Origin of the sequence: Burkholderia sp. Bp9099, from assembly GCF_003857805.1 — a bacterium.
Lineage (GTDB): Bacteria > Pseudomonadota > Gammaproteobacteria > Burkholderiales > Burkholderiaceae > Burkholderia.
In genome coordinates, this window is sequence record NZ_QTPU01000014.1 from 31,524 (window position 1) to 53,186 (window position 21,663).

A 21,663-nucleotide genomic window follows, 5' to 3' on the forward strand; every position below is an offset into this window, starting at 1 on the left:
CCACGCGCCATTCGATCCGTTTCGCGAAACGGTCGATGCAACCCGCCGCGGCTTGCCCGGCGGGTTTTTCTTTTTCTGCGCCCAGGCGGGCGCTGCCGCCTACGAAACGTCATGATCAAACTGATCGTCGGCCTCGGCAATCCCGGGGCGGAATACACCGCGACGCGCCACAACGCCGGCTTCTGGCTGATCGACCAGCTCGCCCGCGAAGCCGGCACGACGCTGCGCGACGAGCGCCGCTTTCACGGCTTCTACGCAAAAGCGCGCCTGCACGGCGAGGAAGTCCACCTGCTGGAGCCGCAAACCTACATGAACCGCTCCGGCCAGTCAGTCGTCGCGCTCGCGAATTTCTTCAAGATCCTGCCCGACCAGATCCTCGTCGCCCACGACGAACTCGATCTGCCGCCCGGCACCGTGAAGCTGAAGCTCGGCGGCGGCAGCGGCGGCCACAACGGCCTGAAGGACATCTCCGCGCATCTGTCGTCGCAACAGTACTGGCGCCTGCGCATCGGCATCGGCCATCCGCGCGACCTGATTCCGGAAGGCGCGCGCGCCGGCGCGAAACCCGACGTCGCGAACTTCGTGCTGAAGCCGCCGCGCCGCGAGGAGCAGGACGTGATCGACGCATCGATCGAACGCGCGCTCGCCGTGATGCCGATGGTCGTCAAGGGCGAACTCGACCGCGCGACGATGCAGCTGCATCGCAACTGAACCCGCGCTGCACCGGTGCGGTGCAATGTGCCGCCCGGTTGCGCCGGGCAGCCCCGTCCTGCCGCGCAATTGCGCACTGCAACGCCCACATGCGGTAATCTGGTCGTTTTTGCCCGTCAGGAGCCAAGCGGTGAGCCGTTACTGGAGCGACGTCGTTCAGCAACTCGTGCCTTACGTGCCGGGCGAACAGCCCGCGCTCGCACACCCCGTCAAGCTGAACACCAACGAGAATCCCTATCCGCCTTCGCCGCGCGTCGTCGCGGCGATCGCACGCGAACTCGGCGATACCGGCGACACACTGCGCCGCTACCCCGATCCGCTCGCGCGCGCACTGCGCGAGACGGTAGCGGCCCATCACCGCATCAAGCCCGAACAGGTCTTCGTCGGCAACGGCTCCGACGAAGTGCTCGCGCACGCATTCCAGGCCCTGCTCAAGCATGACCGGCCGCTGCGCTTTCCCGACATCTCGTACAGCTTCTACCCGACCTACGCGCGCCTGTATGGCGTAGAGACTGCGATCGTGCCGCTCGCGGACGACTTCTCGATCCGGGTCGAAGACTATCTCGACGACGCGGGCGGCGTGCTGTTCCCGAACCCGAACGCGCCGACCGGGCGCGCGCTGCCGCTCGCGGACATCGAGCGGATCGCGGCCGCGAACCCGTCGTCTGTCGTGCTGATAGACGAGGCGTATGTCGATTTCGGCGCGCAATCCGCGATCACGCTGATCGACCGCCATCCGAACCTGCTCGTCGTGCACACGACGTCGAAGGCGCGCTCGCTCGCGGGCATGCGCGTCGGCTTCGCGTTTGGCGATGCCGCGTTGATCGACGCACTGAACCGCGTGAAGGACAGCTTCAATTCCTATCCGCTCGACCGGCTCGCGCAGGCCGCGGCGCAGGCGGCATACGAAGATACCGACTATTTCGGCGCGACCTGCCGGCGCGTGATCGACAGCCGCACGCGGCTCACGCACGCGCTCGAGGCGCTCGGTTTCGACGTCGTGCCGTCGGCCGCGAACTTCGTGTTCGCGCGCCATCCCGCGCACGATGCGGGCACGATCGCGGCACAGCTAAAGGATCGGGAAATTTTCGTGCGGCACTTCCGGGCGCCGCGCATCGACCAGCACTTGCGCATCACCGTCGGTACCGACGCCGAATGCGACGCGCTCGTCGCGGCATTGCGCGAGCTGATCGGCTGAAACGGTAGCGGAAGCTGAAACGGAACCGGCGCCGAACGGCGCCGGCCGAGGAAATCGTGACGTCGAGACGCGCGACGTCAGCAGGGCGTCACCGCACGTCGTCGCCCTTCGCGGCGGTCAACGCGTGATACTTCGCCATCAACTGCGCGTGCGATTCGTCGTGCTGCGGATCGCGCGGAATGCATTCGACCGGACACACCTGCTGGCACTGCGGCTCGTCGAAATGGCCGACGCACTCGGTGCACTTGTTCGGGTCGATCACGTAGATATCCGGGCCCATCGAAATCGCGCCGTTCGGGCACTCGGGCTCGCACACGTCGCAATTGATGCACTCGTCGGTAATCATCAAAGACATACTGATCTCACTTCTTCAGGCCGGCGGCCGGCTTCACGACGAAACCGGCCGGCGCCGCGTCACGCGGCCGGGCCTCCCATCGCAGTGACTTTCTCGGTCAGCCACTTCTCGACGGACGGGAACACGAACTTGCTGACATCGCCGCCCAACTGCGCGATTTCGCGCACGATCGTCCCCGAGATGAACTGGTACTGATCGGACGGCGTCATGAACATCGTCTCGACGTCGGGCAACAGATAGCGGTTCATCCCCGCCATCTGGAACTCGTATTCGAAATCGGACACGGCACGCAGGCCGCGCACGATCACGCGCGCGTTGTTGATGCGGACGAAATCCTTCAGGAGGCCCGTGAAACTCATGACCTTCACGTTCGGATAATGACCGAGCACCTCGTTCGCAATCGTCAGACGTTCTTCCAGCGAGAAGAACGGCTTCTTCGCGCGGCTGTCGGCGACACCCACCACCAGCGTATCAAAAATGCTCGACGCACGCCGCACGAGGTCTTCGTGCCCGCGCGTCAGCGGATCGAACGTACCGGGATACACGGCGACTACCATGTCGCTCCTCCTGTCATCACGCAAACGGGGTGGCAGCCGTGCGACGCGCACGCCACTGCCGAGATGGGCATGCGTCGCCTTTGCCGCGCGCCGCCTCGTATGGAACGCGCATTATTCATCATTTTCGCGCCGCAGCAAATGATAGTGAACCGCACCGGCCTTGCCGTGCTTCACCATCTGCCAGCCGGCCAGTGCGTCGTGCGCGGCCGGGTCGAGCTCCGCCCCCGTTTCGACGTACAGCGCACCATCCGGCGAGACGAGCGGCGCCGCCAGCGCGATCGAGCGGTCGAGCACGGCCGGCTCGCCGAACGGCGGATCGAGGAACACGACGTCGAACGCGCCCGGGGTCAGCCCGGCCGCGAGCCGCAGCGCGTCGGCTTCCGCGACCTCGACCGAGCGTGCGCCGAGCTTGTCCTTGATCGCGCGCAGCTGCTGCGCCGCGCGCGGGTGGCGCTCGACCATCACGACGCTCGTCGCGCCGCGCGACGCGGCCTCGAAGCCGAGCGCGCCGGTGCCCGCGAACAGGTCGAGGCAGCGCCGGCCTTCGAGATCCTGGCCGAGCCAGTTGAACAGGGTCTCGCGCACGCGATCGGGCGTCGGCCGCAGGCCGTCGAGATCGAGCACGGCGAGCGGCGTGCGTTTCCAGTCACCGCCGATGATGCGGATCGTGTGCGGCTTGCCGCGGCCGGCGGGGGCCGCCGGGCGGCCGGAAGAGGAACGGGACATACGGAATATCGACAACGGAGGGAACGGGTGCGCACGCGGGCGCACCGCCAAACAGGCGCACGTTACCACAGCGGCGGCACCGACTGACGCGAGTGCCTCGCCGCACTGATAAAATGCACGGTTTCGGCCGTCGTGCGCACGCGCGCCGGCCTCTCCGGCGCTCCGCCCTGGCGGCGCCCCGCCCTCTTCCCGACGTCAGACCATGTTCAGCTTCTTCAAACGATTCAAGAAAACGCAGGAGCCCGACTCCGCGGAATCGCAATCAGCCGACGCGCCGCAACCGGACGAGCCGTCCGACGCGCCCGCGCCCGCCCCCGAGCCCCGCCGGGCGGTCGAAGCACCGCAAGCGCCCGCGCAACCGCGACAGGCCGCGCCGGCCGTCGTGATGACGGTCACGCCGACCAACGACGGCAGCGACGAAGTCGTCGAGGCGGTCGAGATCGTGCCGCCGCCGACGCAGGACGCGTCCGCGAAGAAGTCGTGGCTCGCGCGCCTGAAGTCGGGGCTCGCGAAGACGGGCTCGAGCATCACCGGCGTGTTCGTCAACACGAAGATCGACGAGGATCTGTACGAGGAGCTCGAAGCCGCGCTGCTGATGTCCGACGCCGGCGTCGACGCGACCGAGTACCTGCTCGGCGCGCTGCGCGAGAAGGTGCGCGCGGGCCGGCTGACCGATCCGCAGCAGGTGAAGGGCGCGCTGCACGACCTGCTCGTCGAACTGCTGACGCCGCTCGAGAAGTCGCTGATGCTCGGTCGCGCGCAACCGCTCGTGATGATGATCACGGGCGTGAACGGCGCGGGCAAGACCACCAGCATCGGCAAGCTCGCGAAGCACCTGCAGAGCTTCGACCAGTCGGTGCTGCTGGCCGCGGGCGACACGTTCCGCGCGGCCGCGCGCGAACAGCTGGCGGTCTGGGGCGAGCGCAACAACGTGACGGTCGTCCAGCAGGAAAGCGGCGATCCGGCCGCGGTGATCTTCGACGCGGTCAGCGCCGCGCGCGCCCGCAAGATCGACGTGATGATGGCCGACACGGCCGGCCGCCTGCCGACGCAGCTGCACCTGATGGAAGAGCTGAAGAAGGTGAAGCGCGTGATCTCGAAGGCGCACGACGGCGCGCCGCACGAGGTGCTGCTCGTGATCGACGCGAACACGGGCCAGAACGCGCTCACGCAGGTGAAGGCCTTCGACGAAGCGCTCGGCCTCACGGGCCTGATCGTCACGAAGCTCGACGGCACCGCCAAGGGCGGGATCCTCGCCGCGATCGCGCGGCAGCGCCCGGTGCCCGTCTACTTCATCGGCGTCGGCGAGAAGGTCGAGGACCTGCAGCCGTTCAACGCAGTGGAATTCGCGGACGCGCTGCTCGGCTGAACGCCGCCGGCCCGCATCGCACGGGGCGCCTTCGGGCGCCCTTTTTACATGCGCGGCCGGAAGCCGTCAGCCGGAAGCCGGCGGCCCCGCGACGTCATTCGATGTCATTCGGCGTCGGGCTGCACGCCAGGCTCGGCGGCCTTGAACGCATCGAGCGTCGACGCATGATCTGCGATCCGCTGGATCGTCGGAAAGCGCGTCGTGTCGATCGAGAAACGGTTCGCGTTGAACACCTGCGGCACGATGCAGATATCGGCGAGCGTCGGCGTGTCGCCGAAGCACAGCTTGCCGGTGCGCGGATCGCTCGCGAGGCGCGTCTCGAGCGACGCGAAACCCGCCTCGATCCAGTGCCGGTACCATTCGTTCTTCGCTTCCTCCGGCACCTTCAGCGTGTGCTTCAGGTATTTCAGCACGCGCAGGTTGTTCAGCGGATGGATCTCGCACGCGACCTGCAGCGCGATCGCCCGCACATACGCGCGGTCGACCGGCGCCTTCGGCAGCAGCGCGGGTTCGGGATGCGTTTCCTCGAGATATTCGATGATCGCGAGCGATTGCTGCAGCGTGGCATCGCCGTCGATCAGCGTCGGCACGACGGCATCCGGATTCACCGCGCGATACGCGTCCTTCAGTTGCTCGCCGCCGTCGCGCAGCATGTGCACGGGGACCGTGTCGAACGGCAGCTGCTTCAGGTTCAGGGCGATCCGCACGCGGTACGACGCGGAACTGCGGAAATAGCTGTAAAGCTTCATGGGTGTCTCTCTGTTGGTCGTATTCGGCCGGTAACGGCGCCTGCAGCGCACGCACGGCACCGCCGGGAACCCGAGTTTAGCGCGCCGCGCGGCGGTGGCGCGCAGCCGCGCTTGGGCGAGCCGCGCCCATGCGATACTCGGGGCATTCCTTACCGCTCACCGCGCGGCCCGATGCCGGCCGCCCGCCCCACGCCCCGATGACCGCTCCCCACGACTCCGCCGCCTCGCCGTTCCCCTGCGCCCGCTTCATCAAGGAAATCGGCCGCGGCCCGAACGGCGCACGCGCGCTGTCCGCCGAAGACACGTTCGAGCTCTATCGCGCGATGCTCGACGCGCGCGTGTCGGACGTCGAACTCGGCGCGATCCTGATCGCGTATCGCCTGAAGGGCGAAAGCGCCGACGAACTGTCCGCGATGCTCGCCGCCGCGCAGGCGTCGTTCGAACCGGTGCACGTGCAGGACGCCGCCTTCCGCCCGGTGTCGATCCCGAGCTACAACGGCGCGCGCAAGCAGCCGAACCTGGTGCCGCTGCTCGCGCTGCTGCTCGCGCGCGAAGGCGTGCCGGTGCTCGTGCACGGCGTCGAACGCGATCCGGGCCGCGTGACGAGCGGGGAGATCTTCTCGGCGCTGTCGATCGCGCCGTCGAAGTCGCACGACGCGATCGAGGACATGCTCGCGGAGCGCCGCGTCGCGTTTGCGCCGATCGACGCGCTGGCGCCGCGCATCGCGCGTCTGCTGGCGCTGCGCGGCGTGCTCGGCGTGCGCAACTCCACGCACACGCTCGTGAAGATCCTGCAGCCGTTCGCGCCGGCCGGGCTGCGGCTCGTCAACTACACGCATCCGCCGTACCGCGACAGCCTCGCGCAACTGTTCCGCGATCATCCGGACGCCGCGCGCGGCGGTGCGCTGCTCGCGCGCGGCACCGAAGGCGAAGCGGTGGCCGACACGCGGCGCCAGGTGCAGGTCGACTGGCTGCACGACGGCATGTGCGACACGCTGATCGAGCCCGAGCGCTCGTCGAGCGACGCACCGCCCGTCGCGCTGCCCGAATCGCGCGACGCGGCGACCACGGCCGCGTGGACGGACGCCGTGCTGCGCGGCGAAGTTCCGGTGCCGGACGCGCTTGCGCGGCAGGTCGACACGATCGTGCGGATCGCCCGGATCGCACCCTGACCGGCATCCCGGGCCGGCGTGCTGTCGCGCCGGCCTTTTCAACCGACCATTTGACACGCACCCGCATCCTGGCATAGAGTTGTCGCCATGCGTTCCTTTCCGAACACCCTCCGAATTACCTCCGGCCGCCTAGCGCGGTCGCTATCGCTACGACTAGCCTAAGGCTGTCTTAGCGCCGTGTGCTGTCCGCACGGTCCCTCCCTGCAGTTCCTCGCAGCACCCTTCTCGCAGTTTTTACAACCCGAAGTCGTCAGCATTCGTCCGTCTATCCGTCGGTCGATTCGCGAAGATCATCCGCATCCGCAGCGCGTTTCCGGCGCCACGGTGCGAGGCAGCGCCTACCGTCGCCCATGCCGCCCGTCTTCGCTCGCGACTTGAGACCCGAGGTCCAGAAGATGAAGCGCAACCCGCAAGACAAGTATCGTCCGTTCGAACCCGTCCGCATCAATGGCCGCCGCTGGCCGACCCGCACCATCGAGCGTGCGCCGGTCTGGATGAGCACCGACCTGCGCGACGGCAACCAGTCGCTGATCGAGCCGATGAGCATCGAACAGAAGCTGGAGTTCTTCGACATGCTGGTCGCGATCGGTTTCAAGGAGATCGAAGTCGGGTTTCCGTCGGCGTCGCAGACCGACTTCGATTTCGTCCGCAAGCTGATCGACGAGAAGCGGATCCCCGACGACGTGACGATCGAAGTGCTCGTGCAGTCGCGCGAAGACCTGATCGCGCGCACCTTCGACGCGCTCGACGGCGTGCCGCGCGCGATCGTGCACCTGTACAACGCGATCTGCCCGTCGTTCCGGCGCATCGTGTTCGGGATGTCGAAGGACGACGTGAAGGCGCTCGCGGTCGAGGGCACGCGACTCATCAAGGAACACGCGGCGGCCCGCCGGGACACGCACTGGACCTATCAGTACTCTCCTGAAACCTTCAGCATGACCGAGCTGACGTTCGCGCGCGAAGTATGCGACGCGGTCGCGCAGGCGTGGCGTCCGACCCGCGATCACAAGATGATCGTCAACCTGCCGGCGACCGTCGAAGCCGCGAGCCCGAACGTGTTCGCCGACCAGATCGAGTGGATGGACCGCAACCTCGCGTATCGCGACAGCATCGTGCTGTCCGTGCATCCGCACAACGATCGCGGCACCGCGGTCGCCGCCGCCGAACTCGCGCTGCTCGCGGGCGCCGACCGCATCGAGGGCTGCCTGTTCGGCAACGGCGAGCGCACCGGCAACGTCGACCTCGTCACGCTCGCGCTGAACCTCTATACGCAGGGTATCGACCCGGGCCTCGATTTCTCCGACATCGACGCGGTGCGCCGCGTGGTCGAGCGCTGCAACCAGATTCCGGTGCATCCGCGCCATCCGTACGCGGGCGACCTCGTGTTCACCGCGTTCTCCGGCTCGCACCAGGACGCGATCCGCAAGGGCTTCGCGCAGCAGCGCCCGGACGCGGTGTGGGAAGTGCCGTACCTGCCGATCGACCCGGCCGACCTCGGCCGCAGCTATGACGCGGTGATCCGCGTGAACAGCCAGTCCGGCAAGGGCGGCGCGACGTTCCTGCTCGAACGCGGGATGGGCTTCACGCCGACGCGCCGCGTGCAGATCGAATTCAGCCACGCGGTGCAGACGCTCGCCGACGCATCCGGCGAGGAAGTGACCGGCGACGCGATCTGTGCGCTGTTCGCGCGCGAATTCTTCGAGACCGACGGCCCGGCCGCGCGCCACGGCAACGGGGCGCGCTGGCAGAACCGCGACATCGCGAGCGCGCCGCCGGCCGATGCGACGCCCGAAGACGCCGTGCAGCGCATGGCCGCGGCCTTCGCGACGGCAGCCGGCGCGACGATCGACGTCGCCTCGTGCGAGCACGCGCGCACGACGGACGGCCGGATCGCGGTATCGGTCGGCTGCCGGGTCGGCGACGCGCCGCTGCGGCATGGTGTCGGGGTGCACGACGACGCGGCGAGCGCCGCGCTCGATGCGGTCGTCAGCGCGATCAACCGCTCGGCCTGGCATTGCGCCGACCGCCGTGCGGCGGCCTGACGGCAGGCTTCGCTTCAGGGTTCGAACGTCAGCGAGCGGTGCGTGACCGCCCGTGCGCCGCGCGATCCGCGCCGCACGGGCCAATGAAAAGCGGCCCAGAAGGCCGCTTCGGTCGGGACATGAAAAGGAGCGCCAGGCGCGCTCATGTCTCGGTCGCGCACCGCGTCGCCTGCCACGCGAGCAGGCGCCAGTGGCCCTGCTCATGCGTGTGGACGGCCGTATAGGCGATCGGAAACACCAGCCCGCCGTTGTTCGTTTCCATCTCGATCAACGCGCGCCCGGTGACGACGCAGGTCGCGTCGCCGACGGGCAGCAGGTCCTGCGACTGGATTTCGATCTGGCGATAGCGGCGGCGGCCGGCGACGATGGCGTCGATGAACTGCTGCTTGGTTTCGCGTTTGCCGTTGGTGTGCACGAAGAACACCTTGTCCGACAATTGCGCGTCGAGCGCCTCGCCGTCTCCGTCGACCATCGCCCGGAACCGATCGCGCTCGAGCGCGCGAACCGCATCGACCACCTTCGCCATCGCCTGACTCCTCGGCAACGCGCCCGCCGTGCGCCGGCGTGCGGATCAGAAGTTGTACTGCACGTAGAACTGGTGGAAATTTATACCAGGATTCGGCTCTTTGATACCCGCGTTAGACACATGTTGAAAACGGTAACCGACCTGATACTGTTGCCGTTCTCCGAACTGGGCGCCAACGCCGGCGACGTCCACGAACTGGAACGACGTCGCCAGCGACAGATTGTTGGAGATCGTCGGGGAAGTCAGGAAGCGGATGCCGGCACCGGCCTCGATGAACGGACGCACCTGGCCCGCGCTCTTGATGAAGCGGAACATCGGCTGCGCGCCGAATTCGCCGATGCTGCCATGAACATTGCCGCCCGTATGCCAGTAGCCGGCGTGCCCTTCCACCACGAACGCGAAGTGCCAGCCGCCGATTTCCCACCAGTTCCAGCCCGGATCCCATACGACGCCGAGATCGCCCTTGTCGATCCCGTGGCGATCGGAAAACCCGCCGCCGGCCTGGATTCCCCATCGATCCGCGAACGCGGCACCCGATCCGCCCAGCAGCGACGCCGCCAGCAACGCGTGCAGCGCAAGCCGACTATGGGGCCGGCGATTCTTCTTATTGTTCATCTGACACTCCAACTTTGTGGGTTGAATGGAGCCTTGCCGCAGCGGCCGGGCCCGAGCGAACTGAATGGTATGGTAAAGGACTTTTCGGATCGGCATCGCGAAGCGAAATTGTTTGCTTCCAAAACTACAAAAATCGAAATCGTCTACTGATTACCATCAGAAACAATGGCTTACGGAACTTCCCTCCGCCAGCCCGGTCGCAAATTAGACTATCGACTCGACAAGTTCGATAGAAAACTGGGAACTCGGATGCCCCCGTGCCCTCTAAGGAATTAGCACTCGGATTACGGGAGTGCTAAGATGGGCCCCGGAATCTCATCCGAGACCAGGGGTTTGTCCCTGATTCCAAAGGAGTTTTTTAGTGAGCCACGCCCTGACCCTTCCGAATACCCTGAGCCCGACGCCGGCCAAGGCCGAATCGGCAGGCTCGCTGGCGCTCGCGACTCAATCGATGTTGCCGGGCCAGCTTGGCAACATCGACGCGTATATCCAGGCCGTCAACCGGATCCCGCTGCTGAGCGCCGAAGAGGAACGCCAGTACGCGACCGAATTCCGCGAAGACAACAACCTCGACTCGGCACGCCGCCTCGTGCTGTCGCACCTGCGGCTCGTCGTGTCGATCGCGCGCAACTATCTCGGCTACGGCCTGCCGCACGGCGACCTGATCCAGGAAGGCAACATCGGCCTGATGAAGGCGGTGAAGCGTTTCGACCCGGCGCAAAACGTGCGTCTGGTGTCGTACGCGATCCACTGGATCAAGGCCGAGATCCACGAGTACATCCTGCGCAACTGGCGGATGGTGAAGGTCGCGACGACGAAGGCGCAGCGCAAGCTGTTCTTCAACCTGCGCAGCCACAAGAAGAGCATGCAGGCGATGACGCCCGAGGAAATCGACGGCCTCGCGCAGGAGCTCAACGTCAAGCGCGAAGACGTGACCGAAATGGAAACGCGCCTGTCGGGCGGCGACATCGCACTCGAGGGCCAAGTGGAAGACGGCGAGGAGTCGTACGCGCCGATCGCCTACCTGGCCGATTCGCACAACGAGCCAACCGCCGTGCTCGCCGCGCGTCAGCGCGACATGCTGCAGACGGACGGCATCGCGCAGGCGCTCGAGGCGCTCGACGCCCGCAGCCGCCGGATCATCGAGGCGCGCTGGCTGAACGTCGACGACGACGGCTCGGGCGGCTCGACGCTGCACGATCTCGCGGCCGAGTTCGGCGTATCGGCGGAACGCATCCGCCAGATCGAAGCGAGCGCCATGAAGAAGATGCGCACCGCACTTGCCGAATACGCCTGAATCCGCAATTTAGAGCGCTTCACCCAAAACCGCTGCCCGCCCGGCAGCGGTTTTTTTTCGTCTGTCGTTTTTAGCCTCGATCGTGTCTGATTAATCGACCTTGTTGATCGGGTATCGGGCGAATTCCGGCCCCTTCCGCATAACCTTGATCTGCCTCAAGTTTCGGCACGCGCTTCGCGACGGTCTGCCGCATCGCCGCACTCGGCATCGGAAAGCCGGCATTTTAAAATTGGCATGTCGGCTCAAAAGGATTAAAACAGCTTAACTGCCGTCATAAATCCGACGTAAAGTCGCCCCAAAACCGATGTAAATCGATTCAGGATAATCACCTTGATCTCGATCAATAAAGCGCCTGCGCCGCGTCCCCCGCAGGCCACAGGCAGCGGCTGGCGCGCACGCATCGCCGCGTGGGCGCGCGGGCCGACCCTCATGCGCGACATCACGCTGGTGCTGATCGTCAAGCTGATCCTCCTGATGTCGCTCAAATACGCATTCTTCAATCATCCGCAGGCCGAGCACATGTCGCTGCCGCCTGCCGTCGTCGCCGAGAAGCTGCTCTCGGTGCCGGCGCCTGCATCTACCGAGGGAGACCACCATGATAAGTAGCGAAGTCGTCGATCTGTCGCGTCTGCAGTTCGGCATCACGGCGCTCTACCACTTCCTGTTCGTGCCGCTGACGCTCGGCCTGTCCTGGCTGCTCGTCATCATGGAAGCCGTCTACGTGATGACCGGCAAACAGGTCTACAAGGACATGACGCAGTTCTGGGGCAAGTTGTTCGGGATCAACTTCGCGATGGGCGTGACGACCGGCATCACGCTCGAATTCCAGTTCGGCACGAACTGGTCGTACTACTCGCACTATGTCGGCGACATCTTCGGCGTGCCGCTCGCGGTCGAGGGCCTGATGGCGTTCTTCCTCGAATCGACGTTCGTCGGCCTGTTCTTCTTCGGCTGGAACCGTCTGTCGAAGGTCAAGCACCTGATGGTCACGTTCCTCGTCGCGCTGGGCTCGAACCTGTCCGCGCTGTGGATCCTCGTCGCGAACGGCTGGATGAACAACCCGGTCGGCGCCGAGTTCAACTATCAGACGATGCGCATGGAGTTGACGAACCTGTTCGACGTGCTGTTCAACCCGGTCGCGCAGGTGAAGTTCGTGCACACCGTGTCGGCCGGCTACGTGACGGCCGCGATGTTCGTGCTCGGTATCTCGTCGTGGTACCTGCTGAAGAAGCGCGACACCGACTTCGCGCTGCGCTCGTTCGCGGTCGCGGCCGGCTTCGGTCTCGCGTCGACGCTTTGCGTGATCGTGCTTGGCGACGAGTCGGGCTATACGACCGGCGAAGTACAGAAGATGAAGCTCGCCGCGATCGAATCGGAATGGGAAACCCAGCCGGCGCCGGCGTCGTTCACGCTGATCGGCATTCCGAACCAGAAGGAAGAGCGCACCGACTACGCGATCAAGATCCCGTACGCGCTCGGCCTGATCGCGACGCGCTCGATCGACGAGCCGGTGATCGGCCTGCGCGAGCTCGCGAAGCGCAGCGAGGAGCACATCCAGAGCGGGATGGTCGCGTACGGCGCATTGCAGAAGATCAAGCAGGGCGACACGAGCGACGCGACCCGCGCATTGTTCGACCAGCACAAGCAGTATCTCGGCTACGGGTTGATGCTCAAGCAGTTCACGCCGAACGTGACCGATGCGACGCCGGATCAGATCAAGGCCGCCGCGAAGAAGACCATTCCGCCGGTCGCGCCCGTGTTCTTCTCGTTCCGGATCATGGTGTTCCTCGGCTTCCTGTTCCTCGCGACCTTCGTCGCCGCGTTCTGGTTCTGCGCGCGCCGCGAGCTGCTGCAGGACAACCGCCGCTGGTTCCTGCGCTATGCGGTGTGGGCGATCCCGCTGCCGTGGCTCGCCGCGGAATTCGGCTGGGTCGTCGCCGAGCTCGGTCGCCAGCCGTGGACGATCGCGGGCATCCTGCCGACGCATCTGTCCGCGTCCAGCCTGACGTCGACGGACCTGTACCTGAGCCTCGCCGGTTTCATCGCGTTCTACACGGCACTGTTCGTCATCGAGATCAAGCTGATGTTCAAGTACGCGCGGCTCGGCCCGTCGTCGCTGCATACCGGCCGCTATCACCACGAACTCGCCGCAGCCGGCGAGCGTGCCGCGGTTTGAGCACGCCCCCGCAACGGAACAAGGAATCGCTATGGACTATGCAACTCTCAAGCTGATCTGGTGGCTGCTCGTCGGCGTGCTGCTGATCGGCTTCGCCGTCACCGACGGCTTCGACATGGGCGCGACCGCGCTGCTGCCGTTCCTCGGCAAGACCGACGAGGAGCGCCGCATCATCGTCAACACGGTCGGTGCGACGTGGGAAGGCAACCAGGTGTGGCTGATCACGGCCGGCGGCGCGATGTTCGCCGCCTGGCCGCTCGTCTATGCCGCGTCGTTCTCCGGCTTCTACTTCGCGATGCTGCTCGTGCTGTTCGCGCTGTTCTTCCGGCCGGTCGGCTTCGACTATCGCAGCAAGCGGCCCGACCCGCGCTGGCGCGCGGGCTGGGACTGGGGCCTGTTCGTCGGCGGTTTCGTGCCCGCGCTGGTGTTCGGCGTCGCGTTCGGCAACCTGCTGCAGGGCGTGCCGTTCAAGTTCGACAGCGACCTGCGCGTCACCTACTACGGCGGCTTCTGGGCGCTGCTGAACCCGTTCGCGCTGCTCTGCGGGCTCGTCAGCCTCACGATGCTGGTCGCGCACGGTGCGGCATTCATCAAGATGAAGACCGACGGCGTGATCGCACGCCGCGCGTCGATCGCGCTGCGGGTGTCGGCGCTCGTCGCGGTCGTGCTGTTCGTGCTGGCCGGCGTGCTGATCGCGTCGACCATCGGCGGCTTCCACATCACGCACGCCGCGCCGACCGACACGGTCGCGAACCCGCTGCTGAAGGACGTGGCGGCCGGCTCGGGCCTGTGGCTCGCGAATTACGGCGAGTATCCGTGGATGATCGCGGCGCCGGTCGTCGGGATCGCGGGCGGCCTGCTCGCACTGCTGCTCGCCGGCTCGAAGCAGGAAAAGACGGCGTTCTTCTGCACCGGCCTGATGATCGCCGGCGTGATCCTGACCGCGGGTTTCTCGATGTTCCCGTTCATCATGCCGTCGTCGCTCGACCCGCGCAGCAGCCTGACCGTGTGGGATTCGACGTCGAGCCACATGACGCTGCAGGTGATGCTGTTCGCGGTGATCGTGTTCCTGCCGATCGTCCTGCTCTATACGAGCTGGGTGTACCGCGTGATGCGCGGCAAGGTCACGCACCAGTCGCTCGAAGAGAACAAGCACTCGATGTATTGAACCCGGCCGGGGCGCGCACGCGCCCTCGCCCACCGTTTCGCAAGGAGTCGGATCATGTGGTACTTCAGCTGGATTCTCGGTATCGGCGTCGCGCTGTCGTTCGGCATCGTCAACGCGATGTGGCTCGAAGCGCGGCAGAAGCCGCAGGAAGCGCCGGTGCGCGCACGCCGCGACTGACCGCTCCGGCGCGGCGGCGGCTGATCGCCCCGCCGCCCGCCGTCGGGAACGAACCTCGCTACGTGCGAGGTTTTTTTTCGTCCGGACATTCGTTCGGCACGCGCGGCACGTCGAAGCCAATTGAGCGCGATGCCGATGCACGCATCGCGCCCGCGCGCCGACAAAGAAAAACGGCTTGCGACACACGCGTCGCAAGCCGTTTTCGTTTTACCGACCGGCGGCCCGCATCCGCGAGGCGGATCGGGCCGGTCTCGTCAGATCATGCCGGTTGCACGGCCGCACCACCGCCCGTCGACGGCAGGCGCGCGCCGAGCTGTTCCGCATAGCGCGCCGCCGCGTTGCCGCAGACGATGTGGAACGTGTCCGGCGCCACCCATGCGACATCGAGCGCGCCGAGCCGATCGCGATCGACCGCCGCTGCGTCGCGCACGACGACGCGCAGGCGCGTGGTCGCGATCGCGTCGAGCGATGCGACGTTGGTCGCGCCGCCGAACACCGCAAGCCAACGCAGCGGATCGGGATCGAGCGGACCGGCCGCAGCGCCCATGACCGGCTGCGCGGGCGCGACCGCCGCCGCCGCCGCGGCACCGGCCGCACCGCTGCCGATCGCCGAACGCATCTCGTCGGCGATGATGTCCGCCTCCGGCCCGATGATCACCTGCACGCTGTTGCCGCCGCGCTTGAGCACGCCGCGCGCGCCGATCGACTTCAGTTCCGGCTCCGACACCTTCTCCGGATCGACGACGCTCAGGCGCAGGCGCGTCGTGCAGGCGTCGACGACCGTCAGGTTGCCCGCGCCGCCGAGCGCGGCGATGTAGCGCTGCGCACGCGGCGCTGCCGCCGCGGCACCGGCCGCCGGTGCGACGAAACCGCCCGACGCGAACGACTCGGTTGCCGAGTCGGCCGAGGCCGGCTCGCGACCGGGCGTCGCCATGTTGAACTTGCGGATGAAGAAACGGAACAGCCCGTAGTACGCGACGCCGTACGCAATGCCGAGCGGCACCGCGATCCAGCCCTTCGTCGACAGCCCGTAGTTCAGCACGTAGTCGATCGCGCCGGCCGAGAACGTGAAGCCGAGCTTCACGCCGAGGATCTGGCAGATCGCGAGCGACAGCCCGGTGAGTACCGCGTGGATCACGTACAGCACCGGCGCGAGGAACATGAAGCTGAATTCGATCGGCTCGGTCACGCCGGTCAGGAACGACGTGAGCGCCATCGAGAACAGCAGGCCGCCGACCATCGCGCGGCGCTCCTTCGGCGCTTCGTGCAGCATCGCGAGACACGCGGCCGGCAGGCCGAACATCATGATCGGGAAGAAGCCGGCCATGAAGGTGCCCGCGGTCGGATCGCCCGCGAAGAAGCGGTGCAGGTCGCCGTGCACGAGCTCGCCGCCGGCCGGCGGCGTGAAGTTGCCGAACACGAACCATGCGAGCGAGTTGATGATGTGGTGCAGGCCCGTGACGAGCAGCAGGCGGTTCAGGAAGCCGAACACGAACGCACCGATCGCGCCCGCCGTCGTCAGCCACTGGCCGGCCGCGTCGATCAGATGCTGGACCGGCTGCCACACGTATCCGAACACGATGCCGAGTACCACGCACACGAGCCCGGTGATGATCGGCACGAACCGCTTGCCGCCGAAGAACGCGAGGTAGTCGGGCAGCTTGATGTCCTTGTAGCGGTTGTACAGCAGGCCCGCAACGACACCCGCGATGATCCCGGACAGCACGCCCATGTTCAGCTTGGGATCGATGTCCTTCATGATCGCGGTTTCGATCAGGTAGCCGATCGCGCCCGCGAGTGCCGCCACGCCGTTGTTGTCCTTCGCGAAACCGACCGCCACGCCGATCGCGAACAGGAGCGGCAGGTTGTCGAAGATCGCGCCGCCGGCGTCGGCGATCATCTTGATGTTGAACACGTCCGGCTGCCCGAGCCGCAGCAGGATGCCGGCGACCGGCAACACCGCGATCGGCAGCATCAGCGCCCGGCCCAGGCCCTGTATCTTCAGAAACGGATTCCCGTCCATTCAATCCTCCAATCCATGTCTCGTCATTAAGCGTCGTTGACCTAATTGCTTGCGTAGTGAAACGGGTCGCGCGCCCGCCGTCGACGTTCAGTCGAGCGGCCAGACCTCGCGGCTTGCTGCCCTTACCGCCTGTGCCGAGTCGAGTGCGAGCAGATCCTGCGCACGCTGGCGACACAGCTGGTAATCGAGACGGCGCACGCGCGCCTTGATGCCCGGCACCGACACCGGGTCGACCGACAGTTCGGTCACGCCGAGGCCGACGAGAATCGGCACCGCGAGCGGATCGCCGCCCAGCGCGCCGCACACGCCGACCCATTTGCCGTGCTTCGCGGCGCCGCGCACCGCGATGTCGATCAGGCGCAGCACGGCCGGATGCAGGCCGTCGGACTGCGCGGCCAGATCGGCCTGGCAGCGGTCCATCGCGAGCGTGTACTGCGTCAGGTCGTTGGTGCCGATCGACAGGAAATCCGCGTGCTGCGCGAGCTGGTCGGCGAGCAGCGCCGCCGACGGCACCTCGATCATCACGCCGACCTCGATCGGCTCGGTGCGGCCCTGCGCCCGCGCGAATTCGTCGATGCGCTGGCGCAGCCGCACGAGTTCCCCGGCATCCGTCACCATCGGCAGCAGGATGCGCACCGCGCCGAACGGCTTCACCGCGAGCAGGCCCTGCAGCTGATCGTCGAGCAGATCGGGGCGCACCTGCGCGAGGCGGATGCCGCGCAGGCCAAGCGCCGGGTTCGGCTCGGGCGGCAGCGTCAGGTAGTCGACTTCCTTGTCGGCGCCGACGTCGAGCGTGCGGATGATCGCCGTGCGGCCCTGCAGCGCATCGACGATCGACTGGTAGCTCTGCTGGTGCTCGACGACGCTCGGCGCGGCCTGGCGATGGATGAACATCAGCTCGGTGCGCAGCAGGCCGACCGCGTCCGCGCCGTTGTCGACCGCGGTGTTCGCGTCGTCGAGCGTCGCGATGTTCGCGGCGACCTCGATGGCGCGGCCGTCGACCGTCGCGGCGGCGGCGCCGGCCAGCTTCCGGTTCGCCTCGCGCACGCCGTCCAGGCGCTGGCGCTCGTGGCGCGCGCGTTCGACGTCGAGTGCGGTCGGTGCATGTTCGAGACGGCCCGCGCTCGCATCGACGACGACCTGCGTGCCGTCGGGAATCGCATACAGCGCGTCGCCGACCGCGACGAGCGCCGGAATGCCGAGCTGGCGCGCGATGATCGCCGCATGCGACGTCGCGCCGCCGCGCGCCATCACGAGCGCGGTCACGCGCTGGCGATCGAGCGACGACAGGTCCGACGGCGTGAATTCCTCGGCGGCGAGCACGGCCTCGGCGGGCAGCGTGCGGGTCGCGCCGCTCGTGTGGCCGAGCGCGCGCAGCACGCGCTTCTCGATGTCGCGCAGGTCGGCCGCGCGCTCGGCAAGCAGCGCATCGTCGAGCTTCGACAGCGTGTCGATCTGCGCGCGGATCGTCGCGCGCCACGCGAAGCCCGCGCTCTTGCCGAGGCTGATCTGGTCGCGCGCCGCGTCGACCAGCGTCGGGTCTTCGAGCAGCACGCGATGCACCGCGAAGATCCCCGCCTCGCCGACCGCGCCGCGCGCCGATGCGTTGCGCACCGTTTCGTCGAGTTCGGCGTCGACCGCCGTCAGCGCCTGGTCGAGCCGGCGGCTTTCCGATGCGGGCGTGCCGCTCGCCTGTTCGGGCGGCACGATCTCCACATCGTCGAGACGCACCAGCGTGCCGACCGCGATGCCGGGCGCCGCGCACACGCCCGCGAGCGTGTTCGGGTCGAGTGTCGCGCCGGTGTCGTGCACGATCGGCTGCGGTGCGGGCGAACGCAGCCGCGCCGGCTTCTCCTCGACTTCGCCGTGCGCTTCGCGCAGCAGCTCGTGCTCGACCGCGTCGACGGCCTGCTGCGCGTGCGCGCCGCGGCCGATCAGCTCGATCGTCGCGCCTTCGCCGGCACCAAGGGCGAGCAGGCCCACGACGCTCGCGATCGACGCCTTGCGGCCGTCGAACTGCACGTCGACCGTCGCGTCGAAGCCGCGCACGGATTCGCGTGCGCGTGCGGCCGGCCGGGCATGCAGGCCGCCCGGCTGCGTCAGCACGAGTTCGCGACGCACTTCGTTCATCGCCGCGGCGCCGGCCTGCGCCGCCTGCGCGGCCGCTTCGCCCTTGCCGCGCAGCGTCAGGATCGGCGTCTCGCCGGCCGTCGCGAAACCGCTCGCGCGCTCGACGACGTCGAACGCGTCGGAGTTCGCGATCGCGATCACCGAAACCAGCGAATGCGCGCTGCGCGCGACCGCGTCCTGGTCGAACTCGATCAGCAGGTCGCCCGCGTCGACGCGTGCGCCGGCTTCGACGTGGGCGGTGAAGCCCTGCCCGTTCAGCTCGACGGTGTCGATGCCGATATGCAGCAGCACTTCCGCGCCTTGCGGCGTCGTGATCGTCACCGCATGGCCGGTGCGCGCGAGATGCGACACGACGCCGGCGCACGGGGCGACGAGCTGGCCCGCGAGCGGGTCGATGCCGATGCCGTCGCCGAACATCCCGCCGGAGAACACCGGATCGGGCACATCGGCCAGCGCGACGATCGGCCCGGTCAGGGGGCTGAGCAGGACGATCTGATCATGGGTGGAACTCTTCAACTGGGACTCCTCGGCGCGTCTCATCGGCTGTCTCGGCTATCAGTGCGTTTCGGTGACTTTGTTCAGGTGGCGCGGCGTGTCGGGATTGCGGCCGCGCGCGACGGCGAGATCCGCCGCCATCACGTAGAACGAAAGAATGGCGGCGATCGGGTCGAGCGCCGAATGGGCGGACTGCGCGAGCGGCAAGGTCGCGCCGGGCGTGCCGGCGGGCGCCGCGAGCAGCACGGCCGCGCCGCGTGCGCGCATGTCCTGCGCGAGCTGCAGCAGCCCGGCCTGCTCGGGCCCCGGCGGCGCGAACACGAGCAGCGGATAGTCGCGGTCGATCAGCTCCATCGGGCCGTGCCGGACTTCGGCGCTCGAGAATGCCTCGGCCTGGATGCCGGAGGTTTCCTTCAGCTTCAGCGCGGCTTCCTGCGCGATCGCAAGCCCGAGGCCGCGGCCGATCACGATCATCCGCTCGATGCCCGCGAGCGCGGCGACGGCCGGCGACCAGTCGAGGCGGCCGGCCTGCGCGAGCACGTCGGGCAGGCCGCGCAATGCCATCATCAGCGCGGCGTCGCGCTGCCAGTACGCGACGATCTGCGCGGACAGCGACAGCATCGCGATGTAGCTCTTGGTCGCGGCGACCGACAGCTCGGGGCCGGCCAGGAGCGGCAGCTGGTGCTCGCACGCGTCGGCGAGCGGCGACGGCAGCACGTTGACGGCGGCGACGGTGCGCGCGCCGGCTTCGCGCAGCGCGGCCATCGTGTTGACGAGATCGGGGCTCTTGCCCGACTGGGAGAATGCGAGCGCGAGCTGGTCCTGCACCTTCAGCGGCGCCTGCTGCAGCGTCGCGACCGACATCGGCAGCGACGCGACGGGCACGCCGAGGCGGCTCATCGTCAGGCTCGCGAAATAGCTGGCGGCGTGATCCGAGCTGCCGCGCGCGACCGTCAGCGCGACGGCCGGCGGGTGATCGAGCAGTTGCGCGGCGAGCGTTTCGACGCGCGTGGTGTCGGCGAGTTGCGCGGCGACGACCTGGGCGGACTCGCGCGCTTCCTTAAGCATATTCGACAATCGATTCTCCTTCGACGTAGGTCGCGGTGAGGTTCAGGTCGCGATCGAACACGACGAGGTCGGCCCATGCGCCGCGCTCGAGGCGGCCGCGATCGGTGACGCCGAGGTAGTCGGCCGCATAGCGCGACATCCGGTTCGACACGTCGGCGATCGGCAGGCCGAGCGACACGAGGTTGCGCAGCGCCTGGTCCATCGTCAGTGTGGAGCCGGCGAGCGTGCCGTCGGCGAGCCGCACGCCGCCGAGGCACTTGGTCACGTGCTGGCTGCCGAGCCGGTATTCGCCGTCGGGCATGCCGGTGGCGGACGTGCTGTCGGTCACGACGTACAGGCGCGGAATCGCGCGCAGCGCGGCACGAATCGCGCCCGGATGCACGTGCAGCAGGTCGGGGATGATTTCCGCGTACTCGGCATGCGCGAGCGCGGCGCCGACGAGGCCCGGGTTGCGGTGATGCAGCGGCGACATCGCGTTGAACAGGTGCGTGAAACCACACGCGCCGTGCTTGAGCGCGGCGACGGCGTCGTCGTAGGTCGCGAGCGAGTGGCCGAGCTGCACGCGCACGCCGCGCGCGGCCATCTCGCCGATGATCTCGATGTGGCCGGCGATTTCCGGCGCGAGCGTGACGACGCGGATCGGCGCGATCGACAGGTACGTCAGCACTTCGTCGAGCACGGCCGACACGGCCGCGTCCGGCTGCGCGCCGAGCTTGCCGGGGTTGATGTACGGCCCTTCGAGGTGCACGCCGAGCACGCGCGCGCCACCCTGCGTGCGGGTGCGGGCGACGGTGCCGAGGTTCGCGACGACCTGCATCAGTTCGTCGCGCGGCGCGGTCATCGTCGTCGCGAGCAGGCTCGTCGTGCCGAACTGCGCGTGCGTGCGCGCGATCGTCTCGATCGCGTCGCCGCCTTCCATCACGTCGGCGCCGCCGCCGCCGTGCACGTGCAGGTCGATGAAGCCGGGCAGGATGTACGGCGCGTCGTTCTTCGCGGGATCGGCGGGCGTGCCGTCGAGCGTGGTGATGCGGCCGTTCTCGCTGTCGAGCGAGCCGTGAATCCAGCCGTCGGGGGTGAGGATGTTTCCAGTCAGCATGACGTTTCTCTTG

Annotated in this window: 20 protein-coding genes; 10 read left to right on the forward strand and 10 right to left on the reverse strand. The window is 67.5% G+C overall.

The annotated features are described in order from the left end of the window. Nucleotides 1-111 precede the first annotated feature (111 nt). Together pth and hisC are read left to right on the forward strand one after the other, a co-directional pair. Complete coding sequence (gene pth / locus DIE17_RS17660) at nt 112-711, forward strand: aminoacyl-tRNA hydrolase (protein WP_044847473.1); 600 nt, start codon at nt 112-114, stop codon at nt 709-711. Between the two features lie 130 nt (nt 712-841). Next, nucleotides 842-1,909: a histidinol-phosphate transaminase gene (gene hisC, locus DIE17_RS17665; RefSeq protein ID WP_124520744.1), complete on the forward strand. Its 1,068-nt coding sequence runs from the start codon at nt 842-844 to the stop codon at nt 1,907-1,909. Between the two features lie 88 nt (nt 1,910-1,997). On the opposite strand, the gene DIE17_RS17670 is transcribed toward hisC, so the two are convergent. The 3 genes from DIE17_RS17670 to rsmD all read right to left on the reverse strand — a co-directional run bounded on the left by DIE17_RS17670 (nt 1,998) and on the right by rsmD (nt 3,547). Next, a complete protein-coding gene (locus DIE17_RS17670) occupies nt 1,998-2,264 on the reverse strand; it encodes a YfhL family 4Fe-4S dicluster ferredoxin (RefSeq protein ID WP_124520742.1) in 267 nt (88 codons plus the stop codon). 59 nt (nt 2,265-2,323) lie between these two features. After that, nucleotides 2,324-2,821 carry a pantetheine-phosphate adenylyltransferase gene (coaD, locus tag DIE17_RS17675; protein ID WP_044847476.1) on the reverse strand — a complete coding sequence of 166 codons (498 nt, stop codon included), beginning with the start codon at nt 2,819-2,821 and terminating at the stop codon, nt 2,324-2,326. Between the two features lie 111 nt (nt 2,822-2,932). Further along, entirely contained in the window at nt 2,933-3,547 is a 615-nt protein-coding gene (gene rsmD, locus DIE17_RS17680; RefSeq protein ID WP_124520740.1) for a 16S rRNA (guanine(966)-N(2))-methyltransferase RsmD, read from the reverse strand. Between the two features lie 202 nt (nt 3,548-3,749). On the opposite strand from rsmD, the gene ftsY reads away from it, so the two are divergent. Next, entirely contained in the window at nt 3,750-4,916 is a 1,167-nt protein-coding gene (gene ftsY / locus DIE17_RS17685) for a signal recognition particle-docking protein FtsY (RefSeq protein ID WP_124520738.1), read from the forward strand. 104 nt (nt 4,917-5,020) lie between these two features. On the opposite strand, the gene maiA is transcribed toward ftsY, so the two are convergent. Then, entirely contained in the window at nt 5,021-5,665 is a 645-nt protein-coding gene (gene maiA, locus DIE17_RS17690; RefSeq protein ID WP_044847479.1) for a maleylacetoacetate isomerase, read from the reverse strand. A gap of 197 nt (nt 5,666-5,862) precedes the next feature. Here maiA and ybiB point away from each other — a divergent pair, with 197 nt between their 5' ends. Further along, nucleotides 5,863-6,837, forward strand: coding sequence for a DNA-binding protein YbiB (ybiB, locus tag DIE17_RS17695; protein ID WP_124520736.1), 975 nt, complete (start codon nt 5,863-5,865; stop codon nt 6,835-6,837). 395 nt (nt 6,838-7,232) lie between these two features. Beyond that, nucleotides 7,233-8,879, forward strand: a complete 1,647-nt coding sequence (gene leuA, locus DIE17_RS17700) for a 2-isopropylmalate synthase (RefSeq protein ID WP_124486516.1) — start codon at nt 7,233-7,235, stop codon at nt 8,877-8,879. 142 nt (nt 8,880-9,021) lie between these two features. Here the strand turns inward: leuA and DIE17_RS17705 are convergent, their stop codons facing one another. Together DIE17_RS17705 and DIE17_RS17710 are read right to left on the reverse strand one after the other, a co-directional pair. After that, on the reverse strand, nt 9,022-9,405 hold the full coding sequence (locus tag DIE17_RS17705) for a nuclear transport factor 2 family protein (RefSeq protein ID WP_124520734.1): 384 nt from the start codon (nt 9,403-9,405) through the stop codon (nt 9,022-9,024). A gap of 45 nt (nt 9,406-9,450) precedes the next feature. Beyond that, nucleotides 9,451-10,020, reverse strand: coding sequence for an acyloxyacyl hydrolase (locus tag DIE17_RS17710; RefSeq protein ID WP_124520732.1), 570 nt, complete (start codon nt 10,018-10,020; stop codon nt 9,451-9,453). A gap of 361 nt (nt 10,021-10,381) precedes the next feature. Here DIE17_RS17710 and rpoH point away from each other — a divergent pair, with 361 nt between their 5' ends. From rpoH to cydX, 5 genes are all read left to right on the forward strand, one after another. After that, nucleotides 10,382-11,317, forward strand: a complete 936-nt coding sequence (rpoH, locus tag DIE17_RS17715) for an RNA polymerase sigma factor RpoH (protein ID WP_044847484.1) — start codon at nt 10,382-10,384, stop codon at nt 11,315-11,317. Between the two features lie 330 nt (nt 11,318-11,647). Beyond that, entirely contained in the window at nt 11,648-11,923 is a 276-nt protein-coding gene (gene cydP / locus DIE17_RS17720; RefSeq protein WP_124486518.1) for a cytochrome oxidase putative small subunit CydP, read from the forward strand. Then, nucleotides 11,913-13,493 (forward strand): cytochrome ubiquinol oxidase subunit I, encoded by a 1,581-nt coding sequence (locus DIE17_RS17725; protein WP_044847486.1) that lies wholly within the window; start codon nt 11,913-11,915, stop codon nt 13,491-13,493. Before cydP ends, DIE17_RS17725 begins: the two co-directional genes overlap by 11 nt. A 31-nt stretch (nt 13,494-13,524) precedes the next feature. After that, the gene (gene cydB, locus DIE17_RS17730; protein WP_044847487.1) at nt 13,525-14,661 is read left to right on the forward strand and encodes a cytochrome d ubiquinol oxidase subunit II; all 1,137 of its coding nucleotides are present in this window, start codon (nt 13,525-13,527) and stop codon (nt 14,659-14,661) included. A gap of 54 nt (nt 14,662-14,715) precedes the next feature. Further along, a complete protein-coding gene (cydX, locus tag DIE17_RS17735) occupies nt 14,716-14,838 on the forward strand; it encodes a cytochrome bd-I oxidase subunit CydX (protein ID WP_006483737.1) in 123 nt (40 codons plus the stop codon). A 259-nt stretch (nt 14,839-15,097) separates the two neighbouring features. Here cydX and nagE read toward each other — a convergent pair whose 3' ends face one another. From nagE to nagA, 4 genes are all read right to left on the reverse strand, one after another. Beyond that, nucleotides 15,098-16,861, reverse strand: coding sequence for an N-acetylglucosamine-specific PTS transporter subunit IIBC (gene nagE, locus DIE17_RS17740; RefSeq protein WP_124520730.1), 1,764 nt, complete (start codon nt 16,859-16,861; stop codon nt 15,098-15,100). Nucleotides 16,862-16,948: 87 nt separating this feature from the next. Continuing rightward, a complete protein-coding gene (ptsP, locus tag DIE17_RS17745) occupies nt 16,949-19,531 on the reverse strand; it encodes a phosphoenolpyruvate--protein phosphotransferase (protein ID WP_124520728.1) in 2,583 nt (860 codons plus the stop codon). A gap of 15 nt (nt 19,532-19,546) precedes the next feature. Beyond that, the gene (locus tag DIE17_RS17750) at nt 19,547-20,554 is read right to left on the reverse strand and encodes an SIS domain-containing protein (RefSeq protein ID WP_124520766.1); all 1,008 of its coding nucleotides are present in this window, start codon (nt 20,552-20,554) and stop codon (nt 19,547-19,549) included. Beyond that, nucleotides 20,547-21,650 (reverse strand): N-acetylglucosamine-6-phosphate deacetylase, encoded by a 1,104-nt coding sequence (gene nagA, locus DIE17_RS17755; RefSeq protein ID WP_124486522.1) that lies wholly within the window; start codon nt 21,648-21,650, stop codon nt 20,547-20,549. Before nagA ends, DIE17_RS17750 begins: the two co-directional genes overlap by 8 nt. Nucleotides 21,651-21,663 lie beyond the last annotated feature (13 nt).

Coding starts and splice junctions, on each gene's coding strand:
- pth (WP_044847473.1), top strand. CDS start 112: ATGATCAAACTGATCGTCGGCCTCGGCAATCCCGGGGCGGAATACACC.
- DIE17_RS17670 (WP_124520742.1), bottom strand. CDS start 2,264: ATGTCTTTGATGATTACCGACGAGTGCATCAATTGCGACGTGTGCGAG.
- coaD (WP_044847476.1), bottom strand. CDS start 2,821: ATGGTAGTCGCCGTGTATCCCGGTACGTTCGATCCGCTGACGCGCGGG.
- rsmD (WP_124520740.1), bottom strand. CDS start 3,547: ATGTCCCGTTCCTCTTCCGGCCGCCCGGCGGCCCCCGCCGGCCGCGGC.
- ftsY (WP_124520738.1), top strand. CDS start 3,750: ATGTTCAGCTTCTTCAAACGATTCAAGAAAACGCAGGAGCCCGACTCC.
- maiA (WP_044847479.1), bottom strand. CDS start 5,665: ATGAAGCTTTACAGCTATTTCCGCAGTTCCGCGTCGTACCGCGTGCGG.
- ybiB (WP_124520736.1), top strand. CDS start 5,863: ATGACCGCTCCCCACGACTCCGCCGCCTCGCCGTTCCCCTGCGCCCGC.
- leuA (WP_124486516.1), top strand. CDS start 7,233: ATGAAGCGCAACCCGCAAGACAAGTATCGTCCGTTCGAACCCGTCCGC.
- DIE17_RS17705 (WP_124520734.1), bottom strand. CDS start 9,405: ATGGCGAAGGTGGTCGATGCGGTTCGCGCGCTCGAGCGCGATCGGTTC.
- DIE17_RS17710 (WP_124520732.1), bottom strand. CDS start 10,020: ATGAACAATAAGAAGAATCGCCGGCCCCATAGTCGGCTTGCGCTGCAC.
- DIE17_RS17725 (WP_044847486.1), top strand. CDS start 11,913: ATGATAAGTAGCGAAGTCGTCGATCTGTCGCGTCTGCAGTTCGGCATC.
- cydB (WP_044847487.1), top strand. CDS start 13,525: ATGGACTATGCAACTCTCAAGCTGATCTGGTGGCTGCTCGTCGGCGTG.
- cydX (WP_006483737.1), top strand. CDS start 14,716: ATGTGGTACTTCAGCTGGATTCTCGGTATCGGCGTCGCGCTGTCGTTC.
- nagE (WP_124520730.1), bottom strand. CDS start 16,861: ATGGACGGGAATCCGTTTCTGAAGATACAGGGCCTGGGCCGGGCGCTG.
- ptsP (WP_124520728.1), bottom strand. CDS start 19,531: ATGAGACGCGCCGAGGAGTCCCAGTTGAAGAGTTCCACCCATGATCAG.
- DIE17_RS17750 (WP_124520766.1), bottom strand. CDS start 20,554: ATGCTTAAGGAAGCGCGCGAGTCCGCCCAGGTCGTCGCCGCGCAACTC.
- nagA (WP_124486522.1), bottom strand. CDS start 21,650: ATGCTGACTGGAAACATCCTCACCCCCGACGGCTGGATTCACGGCTCG.